This is a genomic window from Paenibacillus sp. F411 (assembly GCF_017582705.1).
Lineage (GTDB): Bacteria > Bacillota > Bacilli > Paenibacillales > Paenibacillaceae > Paenibacillus_AQ > Paenibacillus_AQ algicola.
On the sequence record NZ_JAGFIP010000004.1, the window covers coordinates 207,917 to 230,016 of the forward strand.

The following is a 22,100-nucleotide window of genomic DNA, read 5'->3' on the forward strand; positions in this document are numbered from 1 at the left end:
GCCCTGCTGTGATAACGTATTCGTATGAGACATATCTTTTCTCTCCTGCGTAGGTAGTTGGTGGTACTTCTATTTTACGCTTGAGAGTTAAGTATGTCTCTATTTACATTTCATGGAACTGGTTTTGAGTAAGTACAGTTATTAATTCATTTATTGTGTTACAATTTCCACGAGGTGATTGATTTGAGAAAGAAAATTTATCTCCTACTTCTCATAATTTGTTGTATCCTCGCATCTTGTTACAAGGAAGAACAAATTTCTAAAGCAGGATGGGTTCCTAGTCCGACTTATGAATACAATGCGCAAACTATGCGCGGAACAAGTAAAATGAGTATTATTGATAAATCGTTTATAACCGACAAACGACAATTCTATGTCTTTCACCTTTGGGGGAACGAGGAACAACTCGGCGGAAACAAAAACTTTAAGCTAGTGGCTTCAAACCAAGAAACAACGGATGAAATTATAATCGAAGAAAATGTTGCTTTAGCTCTCGATGTTACAGGGGATAATTTGCAAACTGTACCAGCAGATCGATATGTTTTAACATCAATATCTTTGCCTAAGCACGGGTTGTGGAGATTTGATGCATTTATCGGTAACGAGTTATAGGATAGCATAGTTGTAAAAGTAGATGGCATTAGTGATATTTAAGCGAATTATGTTTGGATGTTTCGGATGTATTGAAAAGAAATATTTGAGAACATAGTATGACCGCACATCTGGATCACCCAGTGCGCGGTCATTTCTATTATAGCAGCGTACCTAAATTGTAAAATTATAATGGATATGAACCAGTTGAAATTTTTAATAATCTTGATCGCATTAATTGTGATGCAACCTGGTTTCGTTGAGGCTCATCCTGGTCGCACCGATTCCAGTGGATATCACACTTGCAGAACCAACTGTGATAGCTATGGACTCGCGTATGGTGAGTACCACACACATGGGCTCGCATTTAACAGCACAAAAGGGCAAAATAGAAATACCATCGACTGGTATTACTACGGTCCGAATGTCCCTCCAGCGACTAACCCAAGAACTTCTTCTTGGACTGGAGCGCATCAATTCCGGGAACATTTTGCTGTTATTAATGGCGTCGGTGGGAAAAAGGCATACAGAGCCACAAAATACACAGCAACCGAATTGGCTGCCAACTTCCAGCCAATATACAATGAACTTTATCGTGGCGACCTTGTCCAGCATGTGGACTCAACTGGTGACACAATCCATTCGCAAATTGTCAATGGTTACGGCCCCGGCAATGATCTTAAAGTTGCCCAACATTCTATAACCGGCGGCACATGGAATAAAAACATTTCATTGAAGTCGTACGTCGCATATGGCGATTGGATGGTATCAATCAAAATCAAATCCTAATACAACGTGAAGGAGTGGGAAAAGTTGAAAAAGAAAACATGGGTTGTACTCACGGTATGTTGTTCTGTCGTCGTCGGCGGATTAGCATTGGCTAATCTCAAGTCCAACCATGCTGACGCGAATAGCCCGACATTGAAGGAGAAAGTTTCGTATGCGGTCGAAAGCTACGAAGCACAGAAGAAAATTGCTGATGCACCCGGCGCAACCACAGAAGACGAGCAAAGACTGAAAGAGTTGGCAACCAGAGCTGCCGATTTGGAACTGGAACTTAATCCACAAACTGCACTGGAAGAATTTAATGAAGTTTTTGCGGGCTACAAAGACTTGTACCTTATTCACAGCGCACATTACGAAGACAAAAAAGATTCCACCGACCCTTTAGTTCAGCAAGTATTGCACCAGCTAGAGGAAAAGGGTAAGTTGATCGCCCAATTCGAAAAATTGCAAATGAGCAAGTCGGTAAACGGCGAATCCTTGTTGACAAAGTTCTACGAAGAAACTGACCAACTGAACCGGGAGCTTTACCCTGACAGATACAAGGAATAAAACCGTAAGAATAGAAAGTCCCTTCTGAATAGGAGGCCACTGAAGAACTACCATAATTAAGTTTCAAGGATGTGGCCACATCATACCCGTGTCTGTGCTTGAGTTCGCTGTTCTTCGCTTCAATTTTGTAGCGCTCTTTGGCTTTTTCTTTGAAAGCCTCACTTTCCTGAAACGCCATTTGTTCGGCGTGCACCCCGGATTTAATGGTGACGGAGTACGTCTTGCCTTGACGCGCTTTGCGAATCGCCATGTGACCTGCGTTTCAAACATACATGCCCGCATCTTTGTTAAATTTCTTCTTGCGTCCCCCTTGCGTAATCTGTGGGTTTAAAGGACATGTCGTAACGTGAGCGCTATACCATGTCCACGTCGGAGAGGCCGAGAATGGCTTTTAACAGGAGATATTTAAACATCCGTACAGGGTCGATGATGTTACGCCCATGATCCAGACAGTAGTTCGCTCGCAGTTCCTCGTACACAAACGAAAAATCCACCTGTTTGTTCAACTGGCGGAGCAGGTTGTCTTTAGGCACGATCAGGTCATACAAGGACGTGTACGGGCTGAATGAAAACGAAGGTTGATTCTGGAACAGAGGGCTTCGGTTCTATCTTAACGGTTTTTGCAGTAGATGACGAAGGAGCGGAGGGAAGAGGGAGGCTGGAGAAGCGGAGCGCTCGCCTTTGTCCCCGGATTTCATCCGCCAAGCGGTATGAACAAGAAATCTGGGGACAACAGCGATCGGAAGCCCCCTCTTCCTGCAGCGACCCCTTAATTATTTCGGGTGCAGTACCTTCTTCGATTTAGTCAGGACTTTTTCAATGGCCCCCTCCGCTGCGGGAGCTTTTTTGTATGCCGAAATTGAAATACCAGAAGAGTTTGTGCTCTGGTTCAAATATTTATGGTCATATTTTGGTCATTGTAAATACATTACATCAAGGTTGTGCAATCAAAAAACGGCTGTTATGATCATCATATGATCCAGTTGAGGGGACTGCAGCTCTCACGTACATACCTGGATCTGGGGATCCGGCGGTGCCTAAAGGCAGTCAGCACGGTCTAAGGATCTACCTTTGTAAGCGGATTCAAAGCTGGTGAACCCAAATACGAAGCGAGGAGATGAAGGAAGATGACGTTGCACAGAGCACTCCGCAGAAGCATGGCTGTCTTACTGACGGTCGCATTGACTCTGACTATGGTTCCATGGAACATGCCGGACAAGCAGGTGTATGGAGATTCCAGTCCACAGCTGCTTCCAGTGGGCTTGGAGAATGGAGACTTTGAGGGCGAGCTGAACGATAAAGGGCTTCCGATGGATTGGAGATATTGGATCAGCGGGGTTTCAGCTGACGTTACGGTCAGTGACTCCGTCTATGCCACGGGGAATCAAAGCATTCATTTTGACGTTGATCAGCAGAATGTAGGTGTTGAAAGTAAGGCATTTGCTGTTCAAGAGGGCGAGATTCTGAATGTTACAGCCAGTGTATATGCAGAGCAGTTCAGCACGACGGGATCAGATGGCGGTATCGATATGTGGGTTCGCTATTTCAACTCCGATGTCATTACCAATGCCAACCGAATTCAGTACCAGGACGTCAAATTTAAAATTCCGGCAGCCGAGGTTGTTCAGGGGCAATGGGTGCAGCTAGGCGGAGATACACCGCCGGTTCCGGAAGGGGCGCAGTACGCGATTGTGTTCCTGTACTCGCATCGGGACAATACGTTCAAAGGCTATTACGATCATGTTCAGGCGTATAGATACCAGGTGAGCGCGGAGGAAACTACACCTCCCAATGCCGGGTTCGAGCAGCCGGTGAATGACGGTGTCATCCCGGGCTGGACAACGAGCCCGAATCCATTGAAGGCAAATACGATGGTAGAGGTGAGTCAGGTACAGGCAGCCAGTGGCAGCCACAGCCTTAGAATTACCGATGATAACAGTGAATCTGCGGTCTTGGTTTACAGTGACTATATGGATGTCGAGGCGGGCAAGTCGTACGGGGCTTCTACCAATCTGTACATTGCCGAGGGCTCTGGGCGAATCTATATTAAATATTACGATGCATCAAACGATGAGGTCGGCTCCATGTCTCAGGGCGCAGAGGCCCCTGTACAATCCTGGAACCGGGTTACAGTTGAAGGCAAAGCCCCTGCCGGAGCGGTAAAAGCACGCATTCTGCTATATTCGGGATACAGCACGATTGATGTTGATGCTTATTATGATGACGTCACTTTTGAGGAAGTGACCGTGCTTACGATGACCACCGAATTTGGCGAGCCTGTTTCTTTGGGAGATGCAACGGTAGTCGCAAAGACGAACGGCGGTGCGATCGGTAACGGTGAAATTTATTTTGGTGCGAGCGGCTCCCCCGCGCAGTTCTACGCACTTGACGCTATTACGGGGGATGTGAAATTCACAGCGGAGATTCCATCTACTGACGTGATCTGGGCCGTTACGGTAGGGTCGGACGGAAACCCTTATGTTGCGGGGACGCAGTCCGGTATTATGTATCGTTATAATCGAGCGACGCAGGAGCTGGAAAGCCTGGGAGAAAATCCGTCGAACAAATGGATCTGGGATCTGGACGCCAGCGCAGACGGTAAAATTTACGGCTCCACGTATCCGGATTCCAAAGCATTCGAGTATGACATTTCGACCGGACAGTATAGTGACTACGGCACCTTGTATCCGGGACAAGAGTATGTGCGCGGCTCCGGTGTGACGGACAAATATTTCTATGCCGGCATTACGACAGAGGGCCATCTTATCCGGATTGACCGCCAAACCGGTGACAGGATCGAGATCAATACACCGATTACCGGAATCCGGGCAGGGATCTCCAGCATTGAGGTATATGATCAGAAGCTGTACCTCACTCATGGCACCTCTCTGCTCATTATGAATGAAGATGAGAACAATTATGACGCTGGCGGAGAGACCATTACCTATACTACAGTTAAACGTCTTCTTTACGAGGATCCGGAGGCATCCGATGGCAAAATCTCCCCGCCATCTCCTCACAACAGCGACCTGATGTATTATCGCAATCAGCATACGTCTGAATTGTGGACCTATAACCGGGTCACTAATGAAGCGGCAGCGGTCACGCCACAAGTGATTCTGCCAGACAAGCGATTGAAGGCGATGAATTGGGTGGAGCTGACCGAAGGTCCGAATGCAGGACGCAAGGTGCTGTCCATGCTTTCCGATGAAGTGGACCTGGCTATATTCGACCCTGTAAGCCATACGCTGGAAACGAAGGTTCCGGATGTAGCGAAGAGCGGGATTGAGATCAATTCCTTCGAGCTGGGACCGGATAACAAGTTCTATATGGGCGGGTATCAGGGTGCTATGAGCATCTATGATACGAATAAAGGCTATTTTGAAAGACAAGAAAAGGAGCCGCATCAGATCTCCAGCACGGGCTTCTTGAATAACAAGGTGTATTTCGGACTCTACGGAGGGGCCAAGATCTGGCGCTATGATCTATCTCAGCCGTACAATCTGGGGGTAAACCCTGGCTTCTATCACGATATACCGGCAATGCAGAGCCGGACGATGACCTTTACAAGCGGAGATGACCGCCTGTTTATCGGCTCCGTGGCGGATTACGGACAGCTTGGAGGAGCACTGACGGTATACCATGAGCCAACCGATGAATGGAATACGTATCAGAATGTCATTCAGAATCAGAGCATCATTGGTCTTGCGTATCATAACGGGAAGCTGTATGGAGGCTCTTCCATTTGGGGCGGGCTTGGTATTGATCCAAGTGAAACCTCCGCAAAAATGTTTGAATGGGACGCGGCCACAGCGAGCAAAACAGCGGAGTTTATCCCGAATGTGCCTGGCTTTGAGCCTAAAATGATCGGAGAGCTCAGCATCGGTCCGGACGGCAATCTGTACGGGATCATGTGGGGCACGTCCTTGGCGTCGGAAAATTCCTCAGCCCTGTTTGTGATGGATCCGGAAAATAAGGATATCCTGCGTTACCGGATCTTAACGACCGGACAGAAGGCGAGCAACTGGCGTCCGTTCTTCCTGTACTGGGCTCCGGATGGTCTGCTGTATACAACCATTGGCAGACAGCTGATGGTGTTTGATCCGCAGACGCTGGCTTACAACAAGCTGATTACGCCGGATGTGCATGTGATGGCTTTGGGTCCGGACGGCAGCGTGTATTACAAAAAAGGCTCCGAGCTAATGAGGCTTCCGGTGCGGATGACCGGAGCATCGCTCAGCGCTGAATCGGCTTCTGTTCCGGTAGGACAGTCTACGGAGCTGCCGGTCACCTTACAGCTGATGAACGGCCTTAATGGCAACTCCGATGGAACGGACATTGCGTACCAGATTAGTGATGCTTCGATTGCTTCAATAGAAGACGGTGTATTGACCGGATTGAAGGAGGGCACGGTTACCATTTCTGCGTCTGTGCTGCAGGATACCGCTGCTGCTACTACGAATACGATTGAAATTACGGTCACCGCAGCGGAGGAGCCGGCTCCTCCGGGGTCACCGAATGCTCCTGTAACTCAAAATCCGGCATCGCCTGCACCTGTAAGTCCGCAGACTCCGCAACCCCCGGTTAGAGAAGGGGAGCAGAGCTTTGGCTCTGCGGAGCTGCAGAAAAAGGATGCTGATCAAGGAGGCGTATCCATCTCTCTCAAGCAAGGAATGGATGCAGCAGTCTTGCCATATCAGGCCGATGAATGGCTGGATGGGAGTCATCTTCAAGTCCAATCGGAACATGGAACGTTACATGTACCCTTTTCTACATTTCAAGAGCTGAAGAAACTGTATCCGTCGGTAACAGACGCACAGATGATTGTCTCTTTGCAAGAGCCTGATGAGGAAGCACCGCGAACAGACAGTGACGTCTTGAAGGCAGGCTCTGAAGTATTGGAGGTTCATATGTACCTTCGGAGCTCAGCGGGAGAGGAGCTGCATATGAATACCTTTAGCGAACCGCTGAAATTGGAAATGCCGTACCTGAGTACTCAGGTAGATGAGGAATTGATCGGTATGTATAGGTATAACGATTCAAGCAGCACCTGGGTGTTTGTCGGTGGCGAGATCATGGAGGGACGCAGTGAGGCAGCGGCCGAGCTGGATCGTCCGGGAACCTACGCGATTCTTGAATATAACAAAACCTTCGTGGATGTGCCAATGACGCATTGGGCTCACAGGACTCTGCAAATCTTGTCCGCCAAGCATATTGTAGAGGGCATGACCGAGGAGCGGTTCTTTCCCCGGGCAGTAACAACGCGAGCAGAATTTACCGCGCTGCTGGTCAGAGCCTTGGGACTGGCTGCGTCTGCAGGGGATACAGACTTTACAGACGTGCCGGACAACGCCTGGTATGCAGATGACATTGCGGCCGCAGTACAGGCAGGGCTGGTGCAAGGGATAACCGACAGCAGCTTTGCACCTTCTGAGCCGGTTACTCGGGAGCAAATCGCGGTATTGCTGGTAAGAGCCTATGAGTGGCTGTCTCATGAGGAAATGGCAGGGGGGAATCTCCTTTCTAACTATATGGACAGCACTCAGGTGTCCCCTTGGGCTGGGGAGGACGTGAACAAAGCGATCTTATTGGGCTTGATGTCCGGACGGGGAGAATCCGTCTTTGATCCGGCATCGGCAGCCAATCGGGCAGAAACCGCTCAGTCGGTTCTGAACCTGCTAAAGCGCATGAAATAAACCCGGCAGAGCCCAAACCCAGTCAAGCACTCCCGCATACTGTGTATCAGCCTACTTTGACAAGGAGTGTTTGAAATGGGAATGTTCTTACCCTTTAGCCTGCCAGGGTTTCCGCCCGGACCGCAAGGACCCGGATTTGGACCTGGGCCCGGACCTGGACCAGGACCTGGGCCTGGAGGGCCCTTCGGTCCTCCCGGATTTGGACCCGGCCCCGGAGCAACCGGCCAGCCGCCAACCGCGCCGCCGCCAACCGCGCCGCCGCCAGCCGCTGTACCCCAGCAGTCTTCACCTTCGCTGATGGCGGTCGATCCGGGCGGGATCCGCGGCTGTCTTTACCGGAATACTTATATCTGGTTGAATAACGGCGAAAGCTTCTGGTATTACCCTACGTTTGTAGGCCGTAATTCAGCTGCCGGCTTCCGCTGGTCAGGCCGCTTCTGGTATTATTTCGGGATTGATTTACGCAGGATCAGCTCATATTCTTGTTTCTATTAATCCATCGGTTAATAGACAGAGAGACATTGATCAAGAAGGCTCCGGTGCATGACTGCCGGAGTTTTTTTTGATTGTAAAAGGGATCTCAGCGACTTATAATAATGAAAAACTTGTACAAAAAAAGTTGAACTATTAAGGGGGGTTATGGATGCTGCAGTTTCCCAAGCCTGACGTGGAGCAGTTCTTCCAGACTTATATTATTCGCCATTTCGGTTTAAGCAGGGATGAGAAGCGATTGCTGTTCAGCAGTAATCTGAACGGGGCATTCAATCTTTGGGCGATGGATCTGGATGGAGAAGGCTCCTATCCGTATCCGCTTACATACAATGGTCAGCAATGCCAATTCATTAAAGCCGATCCGCTGGAAAGGCATATTCTGACTTCATTTGACCGAGACGGCGATGAAAATTACCAGCTGTATGCCCTGCCTTGGAATGGTGGTGAGCCCCTGTCTTTGTTTGATGATGTGTCACCGGAGGATAAGCATTATTTCGTTCATCTCTCAGAGGACGGGACAAGGCTGTACTACAACACGTCGAGAGACAATCCATCCTGCCTGAACACTCGCAGATATCACCTGGACACGGGTCATGATGAGCTGCTGCTGGAAGGAAAGGATGTCACGACAGAGCTATCGGCTGTAAGCCCGGATGAAAGCAGCCTGGTATATACCCAATCCTATGCGAACACTTATTATGTCAGCTACTTGCTAAAGGATGGGCAGAGCACCTGCCTGACTCCGGACCCAGAGCAGGTACATATGTCCGGGGATGCGATTTACCTTGACCAAGAACGCTTGGTGTTTGTGACAGATTATGATGCAGAATATGCTTATGTTGCGGAATATAACATACAGGAGGAGCAGTTCGGTCCTCTGGTTCAGCTGGAGCGGGAGGCTGTCAGCCGAATAAAGTATGACAAGGGCTCCGGTATGCTGTACATTCTTACCGACAAGGGTGTTGAGGATCGGCTCTACAGCTATCAGCTCCGTACCGGCAGGCTTGCTGCTATAGCACTTCCTGGAGATATCGTGGACCAGATCGTCGCGGCGCGCTCCGGTGCACTGTACGTGCTGGCCAGAGGTGCAGCAAAGCCTCATAATATTTATCGTTATCAAGATGAAGCCTGGACTATGCTGACCAAAAATGTTATTACCGGTCTGACGGATCATGAGCTCTCCTCTCCGGAAACCGTCACCTATTCTTCTTTTGATGGCATGCAAATTGAAGCCTTGCTCTACCGGGCGAAGGAAGAGAACAAGAATGGCAGGACCATTTTCTGGCCGCACGGGGGACCGCAGGCTGCAGAGCGGAAGCAGTTTCGTGCCATGTTTCAATATCTTTTAGCGAGAGGATATCATATTTTCTGCCCTAATTTCCGTGGCAGCACCGGGTATGGCAGCTCTTTCGTCAAGCTGGTTGAGCAGGATTGGGGCGAAGGTCCTCGAAAGGATTGCCTTGCTGGAATGGAGTGGCTGTTTGAACAGGGGATCTCTGATCGCGAGAAGCTCTTTGTTATGGGAGGCAGCTATGGCGGATACATGACACTGCTGCTTGCCGGGCGCAATCCGGAATATTTCCGGGCTGCCGTGGATATCGTGGGCGTAAGCAATCTATTGACCTTCTATAATTCTGTGCCGGAGCACTGGAAGCCGATGATGGAACGCTGGATCGGAAATCCTGAACGTGACCGGGAACGATTTATCAAGGATTCCCCGATCACTTATTTGGATCAGATGACAAATCCTCTGCTCATTATCCAAGGGGCCAATGATCCCCGGGTCGTGAAGGAGGAGTCGGATCAGATCGTGGAAGCGCTGCGTGAGAAGGGAAGAGATGTAGAATACCTCGTCTTTGAAGACGAAGGTCACGGCATTGCAAAAAAAGATAACGAAAAAATAGCATACGCCAGAATCGCAGATTTTCTCGACCGGCACAGCATCTCTTAACCTTGGTATACCATCAAAACAGGCTGTCTCCTCCTGCCCGCTTGGGCAAGGGAGACAGCCTGATATGTTGTTACTCCAGATCATATTTGGGATTCCACAATCGGACGCCATCATCCTCGAGAATGCCCAGCACAACGTCTGATACGTCGTGATCTGCCGTTAATTTTGCAGCAATGCGGGTCTTGGTTTGTGTGGCTTCACTCAGGGTCATGCCGGATCTGAGCTCAATATAAGCCTCCACATGATAGGTGCGGCCTTCCTGAATGATGCGCAGCCGGCGAATGTCGGTGACATCGGGATTTCCAAGAATAAGGTTTGAAATTTTCTCTTCTACGTCCCGGGGAGCTGATACCCCGATCAATCCGACCATATTATCGTAGCCTACCTTGAACGCAACGCCGATCATCAGGAAGCCGATCAGAATAGTGGCGATGCCGTCCAGCAGGCTGAAGCTGAAGAATTCCGCAAATACGATCGCAACAAGAGCGAATAAGGCGCCCAATGTAGCAACAATATCCTCGTAAAAAACAAGACGGGTCGGCGGTGCTGCACGTCCCACATTCTGAAAAGCAGACCTGACAAGACCGTCAGCGCTAATATCGGCTTTGGTCTCCTTCACAATCTCCTTCATGGCCTTGAGTAAAATAGAGCCGTCGATGACGACTGCAATAAGCAGTACGATCAGATTCAGCAGAAAATTGCTTGATTCCTCCGGGTATTGCAGCAGCTTGAAGCCTTTCAGAATGGTCTCATAAGCCATTACCGTAACGACAATGACGGCGACCATACATACGAGATTGATGACCCGGCCAAAGCCGGCGGGAAATTTCTTCGTCGGTTTTTTCTCAGCGAGCACGCTTCCGACAAAGACGAAGCCCTGATTCACCGCGTCGGCGATGGAATGCATGGCAGACGCGAACATCGTTCCGCTGCCGCTAATCCCGGCGGCAATCGCTTTGATAATAGCCAGGCAGGTGTTGCCTAGTGCAGCAATGCCTGATGAGGTGTTGCCCTGTTTAATCATTTGACCAAGCTGGCTCAAGGTGATTCCTCCAATATATGTATTTTAGATGTCATGCTCCATTATACTTCAGGATCACGGCTTCCGTTGCATAATAAATCACGCATAACATCTTTTACACCAAAATACAATAAGGTAAGCAAACCAAGAACAGTCCCGGAGCATGAGCCTTGCCGGCTGTCCATCGGGAGCAGGGAGGAAACTTATGAAAACGCTCGCAGGCATGGGTGCACCACAGCGACAAAATGAGTGCAGTAAGGATTGGGGGCTGGTCATTTGTACCCGATGTGGAGAAATGATCGATACGCTGCCGACAGATGGGGTAAAAATCTTTCACAGCTATTGCGGACGGGATGAGTGCAGGAAACATAGTTCAACGTAAAGGCTTCAAGCTTCCCAATACAGCTCAATAGAATGGAATGACCGTATGGCTGATAGAGCTATGCGGTTTTTTTGCGGTCCCGATGATTATGCCGGAAAAAAATAGGTTAAAATATGTTGCATAATAAATATATATGACGTATTATATAATCAAATCAACAAACAGGATGATTAATTCAAATTTGAGGAGGAGCAATCATGAAAACAATGCTTAACGAGGGTACAGGGTCGCTGCAAGGGCAGCGCAATCAGGATTTAGGGTTAGTGATCTGCTCCAAATGCGGAGAAATGGTGGATACCTTACCGACAAATGGAGTGAAAATCATCCACGGACTGTGCCAATCCCCGTCCTGCAGTCCTCAAACCGAGGCGTAATCAAGTCTCTGATAAAAAAGATGTATCAGGATGATTAATAATTTTCAGCTTTCAATATATTGCACATTCTTTATATATGACGTAATATATCGTTAATTATGAAATATGAAATGCATATTGGTGACTGTAAAGCGCAGCTGCATTTCACGTGTTGAATGTTGAGGTCCGGTCCGGCTCATGGAGCCAGAGGGTCGGGTGCAGGAGGGATAGGACATCGAACTGACAGCGAGGCAAATGGAAATTGTGAATGTTGTGAAGAAGCATGCTCCCATTACAGGAGAGCAGATTGCAGAAATGCTCAATGTCAGCCGCGCGACGCTGCGAACGGATTTATCCAAGCTGGTTATTCTGGATTATATTGATGCGAAGCCGAAGGTCGGATATTTTCTCGGCAACCGGGGAGCAGCAGAGCGGGAGCAGAAGCTGAGCCTGCTGAAGATGAAGGTCGGAGACCTGCACAGTGTTCCCATTATTATTCGGGAGACGACAACGATACAGGAAGCGGTTGTGTCCCTGTTCCTTGAAAATGTAGGCAACCTGATCGTGACGGACGCGGAGGGCCATCTCGCCGGGATCGTCTCCCGGAAGGATCTGCTCAAGGTTACTCTGGGCAATCCATCCGCCTCGTCCATGCCGGTCAGTCTCATTATGACGCGCAGGGCAAATGTGACCACGGTTGAGCCGGAGGACACCGTACTGGATGCGGCCCGCAAGATTATTGCCCAGCAGATTGACAGCCTTCCCGTGGTTGTCAAATCCGAAAGTGACAATCCGGATGCCTGGAAAGTAGTGGGCCGGATCACCAAGACGAATATCATAAAAATGTTGCTCGACATGGTTTCAGAAGAGTAGTGGGAGGAATGGGATGTATCAGTCATCGGCTCATTTTATTGCAATATGCTCGGACTCCATCGGAGAGACGGCAGAAGCCGTCGTTCAGGCGGCGCTAAGGCAGTTTGAACTGAAGGGTGCCGAGATCAAGCGTTATATGAATGTACGTGAAGAGGATGAAATTGTTCAGCTGATGAATGAAGTTTCCGCCAGAAATGGCGTTGTAGCTTATACGCTCGTGCAGCCGGAGCTGCGCGAGGTCATTCGGGAGGAAGCGGTACGGCTGAATGTCAGAGCTGTCGATATTATGGGACCGATGGTTCAGGCCATTGCCGATACCTTCAATGATTACCCGAAACGGATGCCAGGATTGCTGCACCGGCTGGATGAAGGCTATTTCCGCCGGGTGGAAGCGATGGAATTTGCGGTTCAATATGATGACGGCAAGGATGTTGGGGCTATTTTGAAAGCAGATGTTATCTTGCTTGGCGTTTCCCGCATTTCCAAGACCCCCTTGTCCATGTTCTTGGCCCATAAAGGCTACAAGACCGTGAACTATCCCGTTGTACCAGAGCTGTCCACCCCTTCACAGCTGAAGGAGGTTAGCCCGGGCAAGATCTTCGGACTGACGATGGATGCGCGGCATCTGCTCAAGATCCGCACCGAACGGCTCAAGGTCATGGGGCTGCCCAATGAGGTACAGTATACGGCGCTGGAGCGTATTGAGGAAGAGCTTCAATATGCGCATAATTTGTTTCAACAGCTGAATTGTCCGGTCATTGATGTTACTGATAAAGCTATTGAGGAAACCGCAGGACTCATTATTCAATCATTATCGCAAGAAGGCAGCATGCCGAGCATATAAACAATTCTCCGGGAGGGATTTACGATGGAAAGTCCATTGGCATTGGATCTGGTAAGAGTGGCAGAGGAGGCGGCGCTGGCTTCAGCCCGCTGGACAGGCAGAGGGGACAAGAACAGCGCGGATGGCGCTGCAACGGCAGCCATGAGAACCCACTTTGACAAAGTGGCGATGGATGGAACCGTGGTTATTGGTGAAGGAGAAATGGATGAAGCCCCGATGCTGTTCATCGGAGAACGCATCGGGAGCGGGAAAGGGCCGCAGATGGACATTGCGGTCGATCCTTTGGAAGGCACTGAGACGGTGGCCAACGGCCTCAATAATGCGATATCTGTGATTGCCGCCGCGCCGAAAGGCAGCCTGCTTCATGCACCGGATATCTATATGCATAAGCTGGCGGTAGGACCTGCGCTGGCGGGTAAGCTCAGCCTGGAGGACCCGATCGAGGTGACACTGGCCAAGGCATCCCAGATCTTGAACAGATCTCTTGCAGACATTACCGTGTCCATCCTGGACCGGGAACGCCATCAGGAGATGATTGCCGCGCTGCGTCAATCGGGTGTGAGAATCAAGCTCTTGAGTCATGGAGATGTCATGGGAGCTATCGAAACCTGCACAGACAGCGGAGTGGATCTGTATGTGGGATCTGGCGGAGCTCCGGAAGGGGTACTCGCAGCGGCAGCGTTAAGCTGTCTGGGAGGAGAGATTCAAGGGAAGTTAATTCCTGAAACAACGGAAGATCACATTCGCTGCCGGAGTATGGGGCTTCAGGATCCGAGACAGCTGCTTGGCATGGAGGATATGGTTGGCGGAAGCGGGGTACTGTTTACGGCAACCGGCGTGACCTCCGGAGACTTCTTGCCTGGTGTCAAGTTTCTGCCAGGCGGACGCGCGGAAACGCATTCTGTGATGATGTACTCTCGTACCCGGACCGTTCGCTACATCCGAAGCGTGCACACGCTGGAGTCATTGAACAGCCCGCTCTATGCTGCCGTTTCGTTCTAGCATCGTTAAGAAGGCTGCTGTCTGTGGATCATTCTGCAGGGAGCGGCCTTTTTGTGATGAGGTTTTGGCCAAAGATTGAAATTCACATCCACAACCTAAAAAAAGCCCGTAGCATGTGAGAATTCGTATCTCAAAGTAAGGGTTATCCAGATCTGGAAGATTTCATTTTGAAGGAATCCAAAATATTTGGCATTATACCAAATCATTTGGTTGTATTATAGTTTAAAAGCGTTACAATAGATAAGAGAAGCTGTTTATATGTATTCTGTTTGGTAGGAGTGAAATTTTGGTTACCCAGTCCCTAATAAACCAGATTGCCAGCTACACGGGGAAGCTGCTCAGAGACCGCTTTGGTAAAGGTCCTGAATCTGTGCATGTTTCCATCGGAGATGGCTGCATATCGCTGCACATCCGCAATTTTATCGGTCCCGTGGAGAAGTTCCTGCTCAGTAAGGAGGAAGAACAGGCATTTCGTTACACGCGAGAGCTCTTAATGAAATCTCTTCTACCTGAATTAACGCAATATCTGAAGAATGAAACAGGTATTGATGTAAAAGAGATGTATTACGACTGGGGCCTTCAAAATGCAACCGGAATTATTGTGGGTTTGTTTGAAAGCTCATCTCTAACCGAGTACACCTATGACGAGCAAGCCGAGGTTCACGAGCAAGTCGCAATCCTGACAGCAAGGGTGCAGAAGCTGCCGGAACGAATCCGTTCCTGGTGGGTTAATCCCAAGACATTGATTATCGTCCGTGAAGGCATTCTGATTCTGCTGGAGAAGGAGCTGCTGGAGCTCGGGTACGGGAACGTCCTGAGAACGACCAAGCGCAAGCTGGAGAAGAGAATGTTCGGTCAGGATATTCAGGTGAGCGAAATACTCGGGAAAGAACTATCGGATGTTTATGTGGATTGGGATTTTGACAAGGATAAAGGTATTGCGGCTTACGTTTTTAACTAACCTATTTAGATAACATAGAAAAATATTTGGTGGTAATGAATCGGACATGTACCGTACCATGAGCCGGACACAAGCCAAAAAAGGGCCTGACTGTGGTTTCTTTTTGGTTTTTTTGTGTTTAGGAGGAGGGTGAAGATTTGACACGAAGCGTGCTGTGTGTGGAGGATAACCGGCTGAACATGCAAGTGATGCGCCACGTTATCAAGAGGCTGCACGGGGTCATACTTCGAGAAGCAGTAACGGCGGAGCAGGGCATCGAGATCGCTCAGTCAGAGAGGATCGATTTGATTATCATGGATATCCAGCTGCCGGGAATGGACGGGTTTGAAGCGCTGGAGCGCCTGAAGGAGCATGAGAAGACCCGGGACATTCCGGTCATTGCTTTAAGCTCGTTTGCGGAGGCAAGAGACATTGAACGAGGGCTTGAAGCCGGCTTTGTAGAGTACGTAACCAAGCCGATTCGCGCAGTCCAGTTTATGAAGCTTCTGGAAGAGCTGCTGGGCGTGAAGGAAGCCGGGCTGAGCTAACCTGTGAATGAATTGATTCTGCATAATATATAGATATAAATATGGCGATATCGGGAAGAATGCTCCTGGTGTCGCCTTTATTTATGCCAGGATTTCTTCATGCTTAAGGACTCTGGTGTCTTTAAATCAGGGTTAAATCAGCATGTCACACAAATTTGAGGTTTTATTACGCATTTATGCCGTATTTAGATATCATCTGTCAAGAAATGTGGTATATTCTCTGTGGTACTACTTCTGAGAGGATGAGGCTGCTTTGATTCAAAATAATCAAGTACTGGAGCAATTGATTTCTGAGGGCAGTGCTTACCGTTCACTATATATGAATCATCCCGATGCGATCTATATTATGGATACGAAGGGCGCTTATCTGGATGCGAATCCGTCCACGGAGAAGCTCACGGGATATTCAAGAGAAGAGTTTCTTCAATCATCTCCGAAGGACTTTCTCGCCGAGACGGCCCAGGATCACCGATCCAGCAAGATGAGGGAAGCATTGAAGGGGTCTCCACAAGATTATGAGACCGTGTTTACACATAGAGACGGCAGCATCCGCGAGGTGCATGTCACTTATGTACCGATTATCGTTCAGCAGGAAACGATCGGCGTTTACGGCATTGCCCGGGATGTGACCGAGGAGAAGCGAGCGCAGCTCCGACTGTGGGAAAGCGAGAACAAATTTAAGATTATTGCGGAGCACTCCATGGATTTTATATCCCTGCATGAACCGAGCGCGGAGGCGAGATATACATATGCTTCACCCGCTTCGCTTAAGCTGCTTGGATATGAGCCGGAGGAGCTGATCGGGACGAGTGCGTATGATTACCAGCATCCGGATGACCGGATTCTGGTCGTACAGTATTTGAAAAAGATTTTGGACCGGGATGGCATGTATACGGTTTCTTATCGCCTGAAGCATAAAGAGGGACATTATGTATGGATGGAGAGCACAGGACGCTTTATCTATGATCAGACCGGTCAAGTGAAGCAGATTGTGGCTGTGACCAGAGATATTACAGAGCAGCGGGAGGCCCGGTTAAAGCTGGAGGAAAGTGAGCAGCGATATAAATCCTTAGTAGAGTTTAATCCCTCCAGCGTATATTCTTTTGATTTGGATGGAAATTATCAGTCCGCGAACAAGCAGCTGGAGGCTTTAACAGGCTATACTCATGCGGAGCTGGTATCTATGAGCTTTCACAAGCAGATTAAGGAAAGCGACCTGCCGCACACGCTCAAACATTTTAATCTGGCGAGAGATGGACATCCCCAATACTATGAATGCACCATTATTCGTAAAGATGGAGAAGAGCGCCGAATCCATGTCACAAATGTTCCGATTATTATCAACGGCAATATTGTCGGGGTCTACGGAATTGCGATGGATATTACAGAGCGGATTCACTATTTAAGGCAGCTGGAAGAGCTGAGCAGCCGTCACAGTCTTATTTTGAATTCGGTGATGGAAGGAATTTACGGTCTCGACAAGGAGGGTCAAGCGATCTTTGTCAATCCTGCCGGTTCCCGGATGCTCGGTTTTACGCCGGAGGAGTTCATGGGATCAGCTCAGCACGATGTGATCCATCATACCCGCGCCGACGGACTTCATCATGACATTGAGGATTGTCCAATTCATCAGACACTGAGAGACGGGCTGCCGCGCCTCATTCATGAGGATGTATTCTGGCGCAAGGACGGCTCAAGCTTCCTCGTCAGCTATCATACCAATCCGATTTATGATCAGGGTGAGTTGAAGGGTGCGGTAGTCGTGTTCAACGACATTACCACAGAGCGGGAAATTCTGAAGGCGAAGGAATCGGCGGAACAGACGGCACGGGCCAAATCGGAGTTTATGGCGGTGATGAGCCATGAAATCCGCACCCCGATGAACGGAATGATCGGCATGGCAGATCTGTTAATGGACAGCGGCTTGACAGAGGAGCAGCAGCAGTATGCAGAGGTGCTGAAGAGCAGCTCGGAATCGCTGCTGAGCATTTTGAATGATATTTTGGACTTCAGCAAGATTGAGGCTGGCAAAATGCAGCTGGCCCCATCCGTATTCGAATTGAGTCCACTCGTTCACGACGTCGTCAGTCTGTTTCAAAGTCAGGCAAGCGACAAGGGATTGGCGCTGGATATGGCAATGAAAGAGAATGTTCCTCAGATCATTCATGCAGATGCTCAGCGGGTGAAGCAAATCCTCGTCAATCTGGTCGGGAATGCGGTGAAGTTTACAGAACAAGGAAGAATCAGTATTCACGTCGAGACGGTTTCCCGCCGAACAGATGGAATGGCGGTCCTGAAGTTTATGGTGTCAGATACCGGGGTGGGCGTGCCGGAAGGCAAGCTGGATGAGCTCTTTAAATCCTTCTCCCAGCTGCATCCGGTCATGAACCGTAAATATGGAGGCACCGGTCTGGGCCTGGCCATCTGCAAGCAGTTGGTGGAATTGATGGGCGGATCTATCTTTGTGGACAGTAAGGAAGGGGAGGGCAGCACCTTTGAGTTTCTGCTGCCGGTTGAAACTGTAGAAGCATAAAGAAGAGAGCAGCCTGTGAAGATCATCTTCACAGGCTGCTCTTATTATATCAGGCTCTAGATTTTCTTAGTATACATCAATCCGACGGTCTGCGGTCCACAGTGGCTGCTGATGACACAGCCTGCGGTGGATAAGGCTACCTGGCGCGCGCCTGTCTTCTCTTGGAGAGCCTGCTGGAGGTATTTAGCCTCAGACTCTGCCATTGTATGTACGACAATGATCAAATCATTATCCATGTCCCCGGCTTTAGCCAAGGCATTCGTGAGCATCTGCTCCAGCGCCTTCTCCTTCTTGCCTCTCACCTTATAGGCTGGTGTCATGACGCCGTCATCGACCTTGATCACCGGCCTGATCTTGAGCAGGCTTCCAATGAGGTTCTGCATGCCGGAGCAGCGTCCGCCCTTATACAAGTACTCCAGAGTATCGATCACAAACTCACTTTCGACCTGGTTGATGGTGCTTGTTAGCATGTCGACAATCTGCGGCATGTCGGAGCCATTCTTCACAGCCTGCACTGCTTTCATTACCAGCAGCCCGATGCCGCAGGAAAGGTTGCGGGAGTCAATGACGGTGACCTGACCGGCTGGCAGCTCTTCGGCTGCTACCATGGCATTCTGGTAGGTAGAAGACAGCTCCGAGGAGAGGCTGATGTACAAAATCTGATCTCCTTGCTCAATATAAGGAGTGAACGCAGCCATAAAATCTGAAGGAGACGGGGCTGCGGTCTTCGGGAGTGCGCCCGTCTGATCCACCTTGGCGTACAGCTCAATAGGGGTAATGTCGACGCCATCCCGCAAGGAATCCTCCCCGAAAACTACATATAAAGGTACTATGCCAATCTGATGCTCACTAATCCATTCCGGCGGCAGATCACAGGTGCTGTCGGCGAATATTTTAATTTGTCCAGACATAGATAATCTCCTCTTTATTAGCGCTCTGAAATTCATTCTTTATATTATAGCAAGATCACGCTGTCATGCCTAGATAAAAACAGAGGCTGTCCTATATGAGTAAATAAGAATCTACTATGGGGACAGCCCCCGGGAGGGCGAGCAGTCGGCTATTGACTTGGCACAGCTTCCAGGTAGGCCTGGATAAAGGCGAAGGCCTTTTGTTCATTCTCTGCGACAGGGCTGATGCCGGCATACATTTCATTCTTGGCTACGGGCAGCCCCTCTACCAGCGAGCTGTCTGTAATGTTGACCGCATACACCCTTTCCGCAGGATCTTCATCCAGCTGGCCTTTAATGTGCAGTCCGGGATCAGCGATGTCTTTCCAGTCCTGATTGATCTTCTCATCCAGCGGCTGGAAGATTCCCTGGTTGCCAACCCACTCATAGGAATTCTGGTCTACGATGTACAGGTCCGGGCGCTCGGAGCTAATCATGAGCAGCGCTTTCTGCAGCAGCGCGGCGTCGGAGGGGTTAGAGGAATTCAGTGGCGGAACGTAGGTCATATTGACCTCCACCCGCTTCCATTCCGGGAACTGCTCCAGTATGGCCTGCTCCAGCGGCTCGGTCTCTGTGCCGCCGTCCGGCATCATATATGTGCCGAGCAGCATAATAGAAAGATCGACCGGAGGCAGCTGGGCGAGACGCTCCTGCTCCGCGCGGTAGTTCACAATGCTGATTACAATGTAAATGGCTAGCCCGAGCAAAGCTAAGGCGCCCAGCACATGATAGCGGTAGTAACGGAAGAAGTGCTCGGTTTTCTCAGCCGGGCCCGCGAGACCTCTGAACTTGCCGTATTTCTGGCGGCTGATTTCTTCCAGTGATTTACGATCGTCTTCCTCGGTAATATATCGGTAGGCCCGGGTCGCTTCCGAGAACCTGGCTTCTACCGCCTCGGCTTTCTCCGGGCTTCTGCGCTGCTCGGAACGGGCCTGGCGCATGAGAAGGGTATAGCGCTCTTCGACTTCCTCCCGGCTAGCGGTTTCCGGAAGCCCAAGCTTCTCATAGGCTTCTTTCATCTGATCCATAACAGGTCACCTCTTCTGTACTGTGAACGTTTTCTTCTATTAGTATAAGTTTAAAACCGGTGGAGCACAAACGGAGAATGGCATCTAGCAGGGCTATATAAAAATCAGTCCATGATCAATATTTGCCAAGAGACAAGCATATACATAGGTATTCCTGAAATGAAAGGCTGTGCAAGATGCAAATGTCTTGGGTCAAATATTGCATAATGGTATTGGGCAGCCTGTTCATCGCCATGGGAACCAATGCTTTTCTCGTGCCCAGCCATGTGCTGGATGGCGGCGTGATCGGCATTGCGCTGATCGTTAACTATTTGAGCGGCTTGCCAATCGGCTTTGTCATTATTGTGTGCAGTGTGCCGATGTTTCTCGCGGCCTGGCTTTTGAATCGGGATATTTTCTATAACAGCCTGACAGGGATGCTCATCTCTTCGCTCATGATTGATCTGCTGGCTCCGCTGCAGGCTTGGGCACCCTCCTATATTGGCGGCAGCATTGCTTTCAATGCGGCGGCGGGGGGAGCCTTCATCGGTGCCGGACTCGGCCTGATGCTTCGATTTGAGACAAGCACGGGCGGGACAGACCTGCTGGCACACTTTCTGACGCGATATGTGCCGCTGAATGTCGGGATCATTATTCTGATTATGGATGTGGCTATAATAGGTGCCGGCGGGGTGCTGTTAAGCGGCGGTACCTTTGTCCAGTCGCTGGTTACGATTCTGGCAGGTGCACTGGCTACCGGTCTGTGTACCCTTCGTAAGCAGGTCTATAAATAAAGAAGCAGCGATCCGGCCCGATGAGCCGGAAATCGCCGCTTCTTCTACAACAGAAAGCTATACGTATATGAAGCCGGAACGCCGTGCAGCTTACGCTTGCTTGGTTTTTTGGAAAGCTTCAATATAGGCTCTCGCTTTGTCCGAGATCAAGGAGAAGTCACCCGTTTTGACGGCATCCTTCGTTAAATCGGAGCCGATGCCTACTGCAAACGCCCCGGCCTTGAACCATTCTCCCAGGTTGTCCAGGTTGACGCCGCCGGTTGGCATGATGTTAGCCTGTGGCAGTGGACCCCGCAGGGATGGGATGACCGAAGGAGAGTAGAGGTTGCCCGGGAACAGCTTCAATACGTCAACGCCAAGCTCCAGAGCCACAGTAATATCCGATACAGTTACGGCACCCGGCATCACCGGCACCCGGTAGCGGTTGCACAGCAGAATCGTTTCGCGGTGAACGCCTGGAGCCACGACGAACTCCGAGCCAGCCAGAATGGCTGCACGCGCGGTTTCAGGATCCAGGACGGTGCCGGCACCGATGATTGCGTAATTGTCTGCCGCAGGGTCAGCAGAGGAATAGGTCTTCGCCAGCTCGGTAATGGCTTCCAGAGCGAAAGGCACCGTCAATGTAATCTCGATCACCTTGATGCCGCCTTCAATGGCATGCTTGGCCATAGAAACGACTTCTTCCGGTGAATCGGCACGAAGAACGGCGACCACGCCGGCTTCGTGAATTTGCTGAATCAATTTTAGCTTTTTCATTAAGAGATACACTCCATTCTTCAATTTAGGTC

General features: G+C 49.8%; 19 protein-coding genes and 2 pseudogenes. 15 read left to right on the plus strand and 6 right to left on the minus strand.

Features of this window, described 5'->3' with window-relative positions; all coding sequences use genetic code 11:
* The first annotated feature begins 183 nt into the window (after window positions 1-183).
* The 3 genes from JJQ72_RS06605 to JJQ72_RS06620 all read left to right on the plus strand — a co-directional run bounded on the left by JJQ72_RS06605 (window position 184) and on the right by JJQ72_RS06620 (window position 1,926).
* Window positions 184-612, plus strand: coding sequence for a hypothetical protein (locus JJQ72_RS06605; RefSeq protein WP_208203147.1), 429 nt, complete (start codon window positions 184-186; stop codon window positions 610-612).
* Between the two features lie 186 nt (window positions 613-798).
* On the plus strand, window positions 799-1,380 hold the full coding sequence (locus JJQ72_RS06615) for a YHYH domain-containing protein (protein ID WP_243895910.1): 582 nt from the start codon (window positions 799-801) through the stop codon (window positions 1,378-1,380).
* Window positions 1,381-1,404: 24 nt separating this feature from the next.
* Window positions 1,405-1,926, plus strand: a complete 522-nt coding sequence (locus JJQ72_RS06620) for a hypothetical protein (RefSeq protein WP_208203148.1) — start codon at window positions 1,405-1,407, stop codon at window positions 1,924-1,926.
* 67 nt (window positions 1,927-1,993) lie between these two features.
* Here the strand turns inward: JJQ72_RS06620 and JJQ72_RS20830 are convergent.
* A pseudogene (locus tag JJQ72_RS20830) lies at window positions 1,994-2,257 on the minus strand (IS5/IS1182 family transposase); the annotation flags it as partial.
* 25 nt (window positions 2,258-2,282) lie between these two features.
* Window positions 2,283-2,519: pseudogene (locus JJQ72_RS20835) on the minus strand (transposase); the annotation flags it as partial.
* Between the two features lie 534 nt (window positions 2,520-3,053).
* On the opposite strand from JJQ72_RS20835, the gene JJQ72_RS06630 reads away from it, so the two are divergent.
* The 3 genes from JJQ72_RS06630 to JJQ72_RS06640 all read left to right on the plus strand — a co-directional run bounded on the left by JJQ72_RS06630 (window position 3,054) and on the right by JJQ72_RS06640 (window position 10,065).
* Entirely contained in the window at window positions 3,054-7,622 is a 4,569-nt protein-coding gene (locus tag JJQ72_RS06630) for an S-layer homology domain-containing protein (protein ID WP_208203149.1), read from the plus strand.
* 75 nt (window positions 7,623-7,697) lie between these two features.
* Entirely contained in the window at window positions 7,698-8,117 is a 420-nt protein-coding gene (locus tag JJQ72_RS06635) for a collagen-like protein (protein WP_208203150.1), read from the plus strand.
* A gap of 148 nt (window positions 8,118-8,265) precedes the next feature.
* Complete coding sequence (locus JJQ72_RS06640) at window positions 8,266-10,065, plus strand: S9 family peptidase (RefSeq protein ID WP_208203151.1); 1,800 nt, start codon at window positions 8,266-8,268, stop codon at window positions 10,063-10,065.
* Window positions 10,066-10,135: 70 nt separating this feature from the next.
* Here JJQ72_RS06640 and JJQ72_RS06645 read toward each other — a convergent pair whose 3' ends face one another.
* On the minus strand, window positions 10,136-11,089 hold the full coding sequence (locus JJQ72_RS06645) for a cation diffusion facilitator family transporter (protein WP_175415430.1): 954 nt from the start codon (window positions 11,087-11,089) through the stop codon (window positions 10,136-10,138).
* 202 nt (window positions 11,090-11,291) lie between these two features.
* Here JJQ72_RS06645 and JJQ72_RS06650 point away from each other — a divergent pair, with 202 nt between their 5' ends.
* From JJQ72_RS06650 to JJQ72_RS06685, 8 genes are all read left to right on the plus strand, one after another.
* A complete protein-coding gene (locus JJQ72_RS06650) occupies window positions 11,292-11,468 on the plus strand; it encodes a GapA-binding peptide SR1P (protein WP_233281025.1) in 177 nt (58 codons plus the stop codon).
* A gap of 197 nt (window positions 11,469-11,665) precedes the next feature.
* The gene (locus tag JJQ72_RS06655; RefSeq protein WP_138226569.1) at window positions 11,666-11,842 is read left to right on the plus strand and encodes a GapA-binding peptide SR1P; all 177 of its coding nucleotides are present in this window, start codon (window positions 11,666-11,668) and stop codon (window positions 11,840-11,842) included.
* Window positions 11,843-12,076: 234 nt separating this feature from the next.
* A complete protein-coding gene (locus JJQ72_RS06660; protein WP_138226568.1) occupies window positions 12,077-12,694 on the plus strand; it encodes a helix-turn-helix transcriptional regulator in 618 nt (205 codons plus the stop codon).
* Between the two features lie 13 nt (window positions 12,695-12,707).
* Window positions 12,708-13,538, plus strand: coding sequence for a pyruvate, water dikinase regulatory protein (locus JJQ72_RS06665; protein WP_208203152.1), 831 nt, complete (start codon window positions 12,708-12,710; stop codon window positions 13,536-13,538).
* Between the two features lie 24 nt (window positions 13,539-13,562).
* Window positions 13,563-14,540, plus strand: a complete 978-nt coding sequence (gene glpX / locus JJQ72_RS06670) for a class II fructose-bisphosphatase (protein WP_138226566.1) — start codon at window positions 13,563-13,565, stop codon at window positions 14,538-14,540.
* Window positions 14,541-14,826: 286 nt separating this feature from the next.
* A complete protein-coding gene (locus JJQ72_RS06675) occupies window positions 14,827-15,501 on the plus strand; it encodes a Na-translocating system protein MpsC family protein (RefSeq protein ID WP_138226565.1) in 675 nt (224 codons plus the stop codon).
* 137 nt (window positions 15,502-15,638) lie between these two features.
* The gene (locus JJQ72_RS06680; protein WP_138226564.1) at window positions 15,639-16,028 is read left to right on the plus strand and encodes a response regulator; all 390 of its coding nucleotides are present in this window, start codon (window positions 15,639-15,641) and stop codon (window positions 16,026-16,028) included.
* A 253-nt stretch (window positions 16,029-16,281) separates the two neighbouring features.
* Window positions 16,282-18,561, plus strand: coding sequence for a PAS domain S-box protein (locus tag JJQ72_RS06685; RefSeq protein ID WP_138226563.1), 2,280 nt, complete (start codon window positions 16,282-16,284; stop codon window positions 18,559-18,561).
* Between the two features lie 56 nt (window positions 18,562-18,617).
* Here JJQ72_RS06685 and JJQ72_RS06690 read toward each other — a convergent pair whose 3' ends face one another.
* Both JJQ72_RS06690 and JJQ72_RS06695 read right to left on the minus strand, forming a co-directional pair.
* A complete protein-coding gene (locus JJQ72_RS06690) occupies window positions 18,618-19,472 on the minus strand; it encodes a DegV family protein (RefSeq protein WP_208203153.1) in 855 nt (284 codons plus the stop codon).
* A 149-nt stretch (window positions 19,473-19,621) separates the two neighbouring features.
* Window positions 19,622-20,539 (minus strand): J domain-containing protein, encoded by a 918-nt coding sequence (locus JJQ72_RS06695; RefSeq protein WP_138226561.1) that lies wholly within the window; start codon window positions 20,537-20,539, stop codon window positions 19,622-19,624.
* A gap of 176 nt (window positions 20,540-20,715) precedes the next feature.
* Here JJQ72_RS06695 and JJQ72_RS06700 point away from each other — a divergent pair, with 176 nt between their 5' ends.
* Window positions 20,716-21,312, plus strand: a complete 597-nt coding sequence (locus JJQ72_RS06700) for a YitT family protein (RefSeq protein WP_481856826.1) — start codon at window positions 20,716-20,718, stop codon at window positions 21,310-21,312.
* 90 nt (window positions 21,313-21,402) lie between these two features.
* On the opposite strand, the gene JJQ72_RS06705 is transcribed toward JJQ72_RS06700, so the two are convergent.
* Window positions 21,403-22,068 carry a bifunctional 2-keto-4-hydroxyglutarate aldolase/2-keto-3-deoxy-6-phosphogluconate aldolase gene (locus JJQ72_RS06705; RefSeq protein WP_138226559.1) on the minus strand — a complete coding sequence of 222 codons (666 nt, stop codon included), beginning with the start codon at window positions 22,066-22,068 and terminating at the stop codon, window positions 21,403-21,405.
* Window positions 22,069-22,100 lie beyond the last annotated feature (32 nt).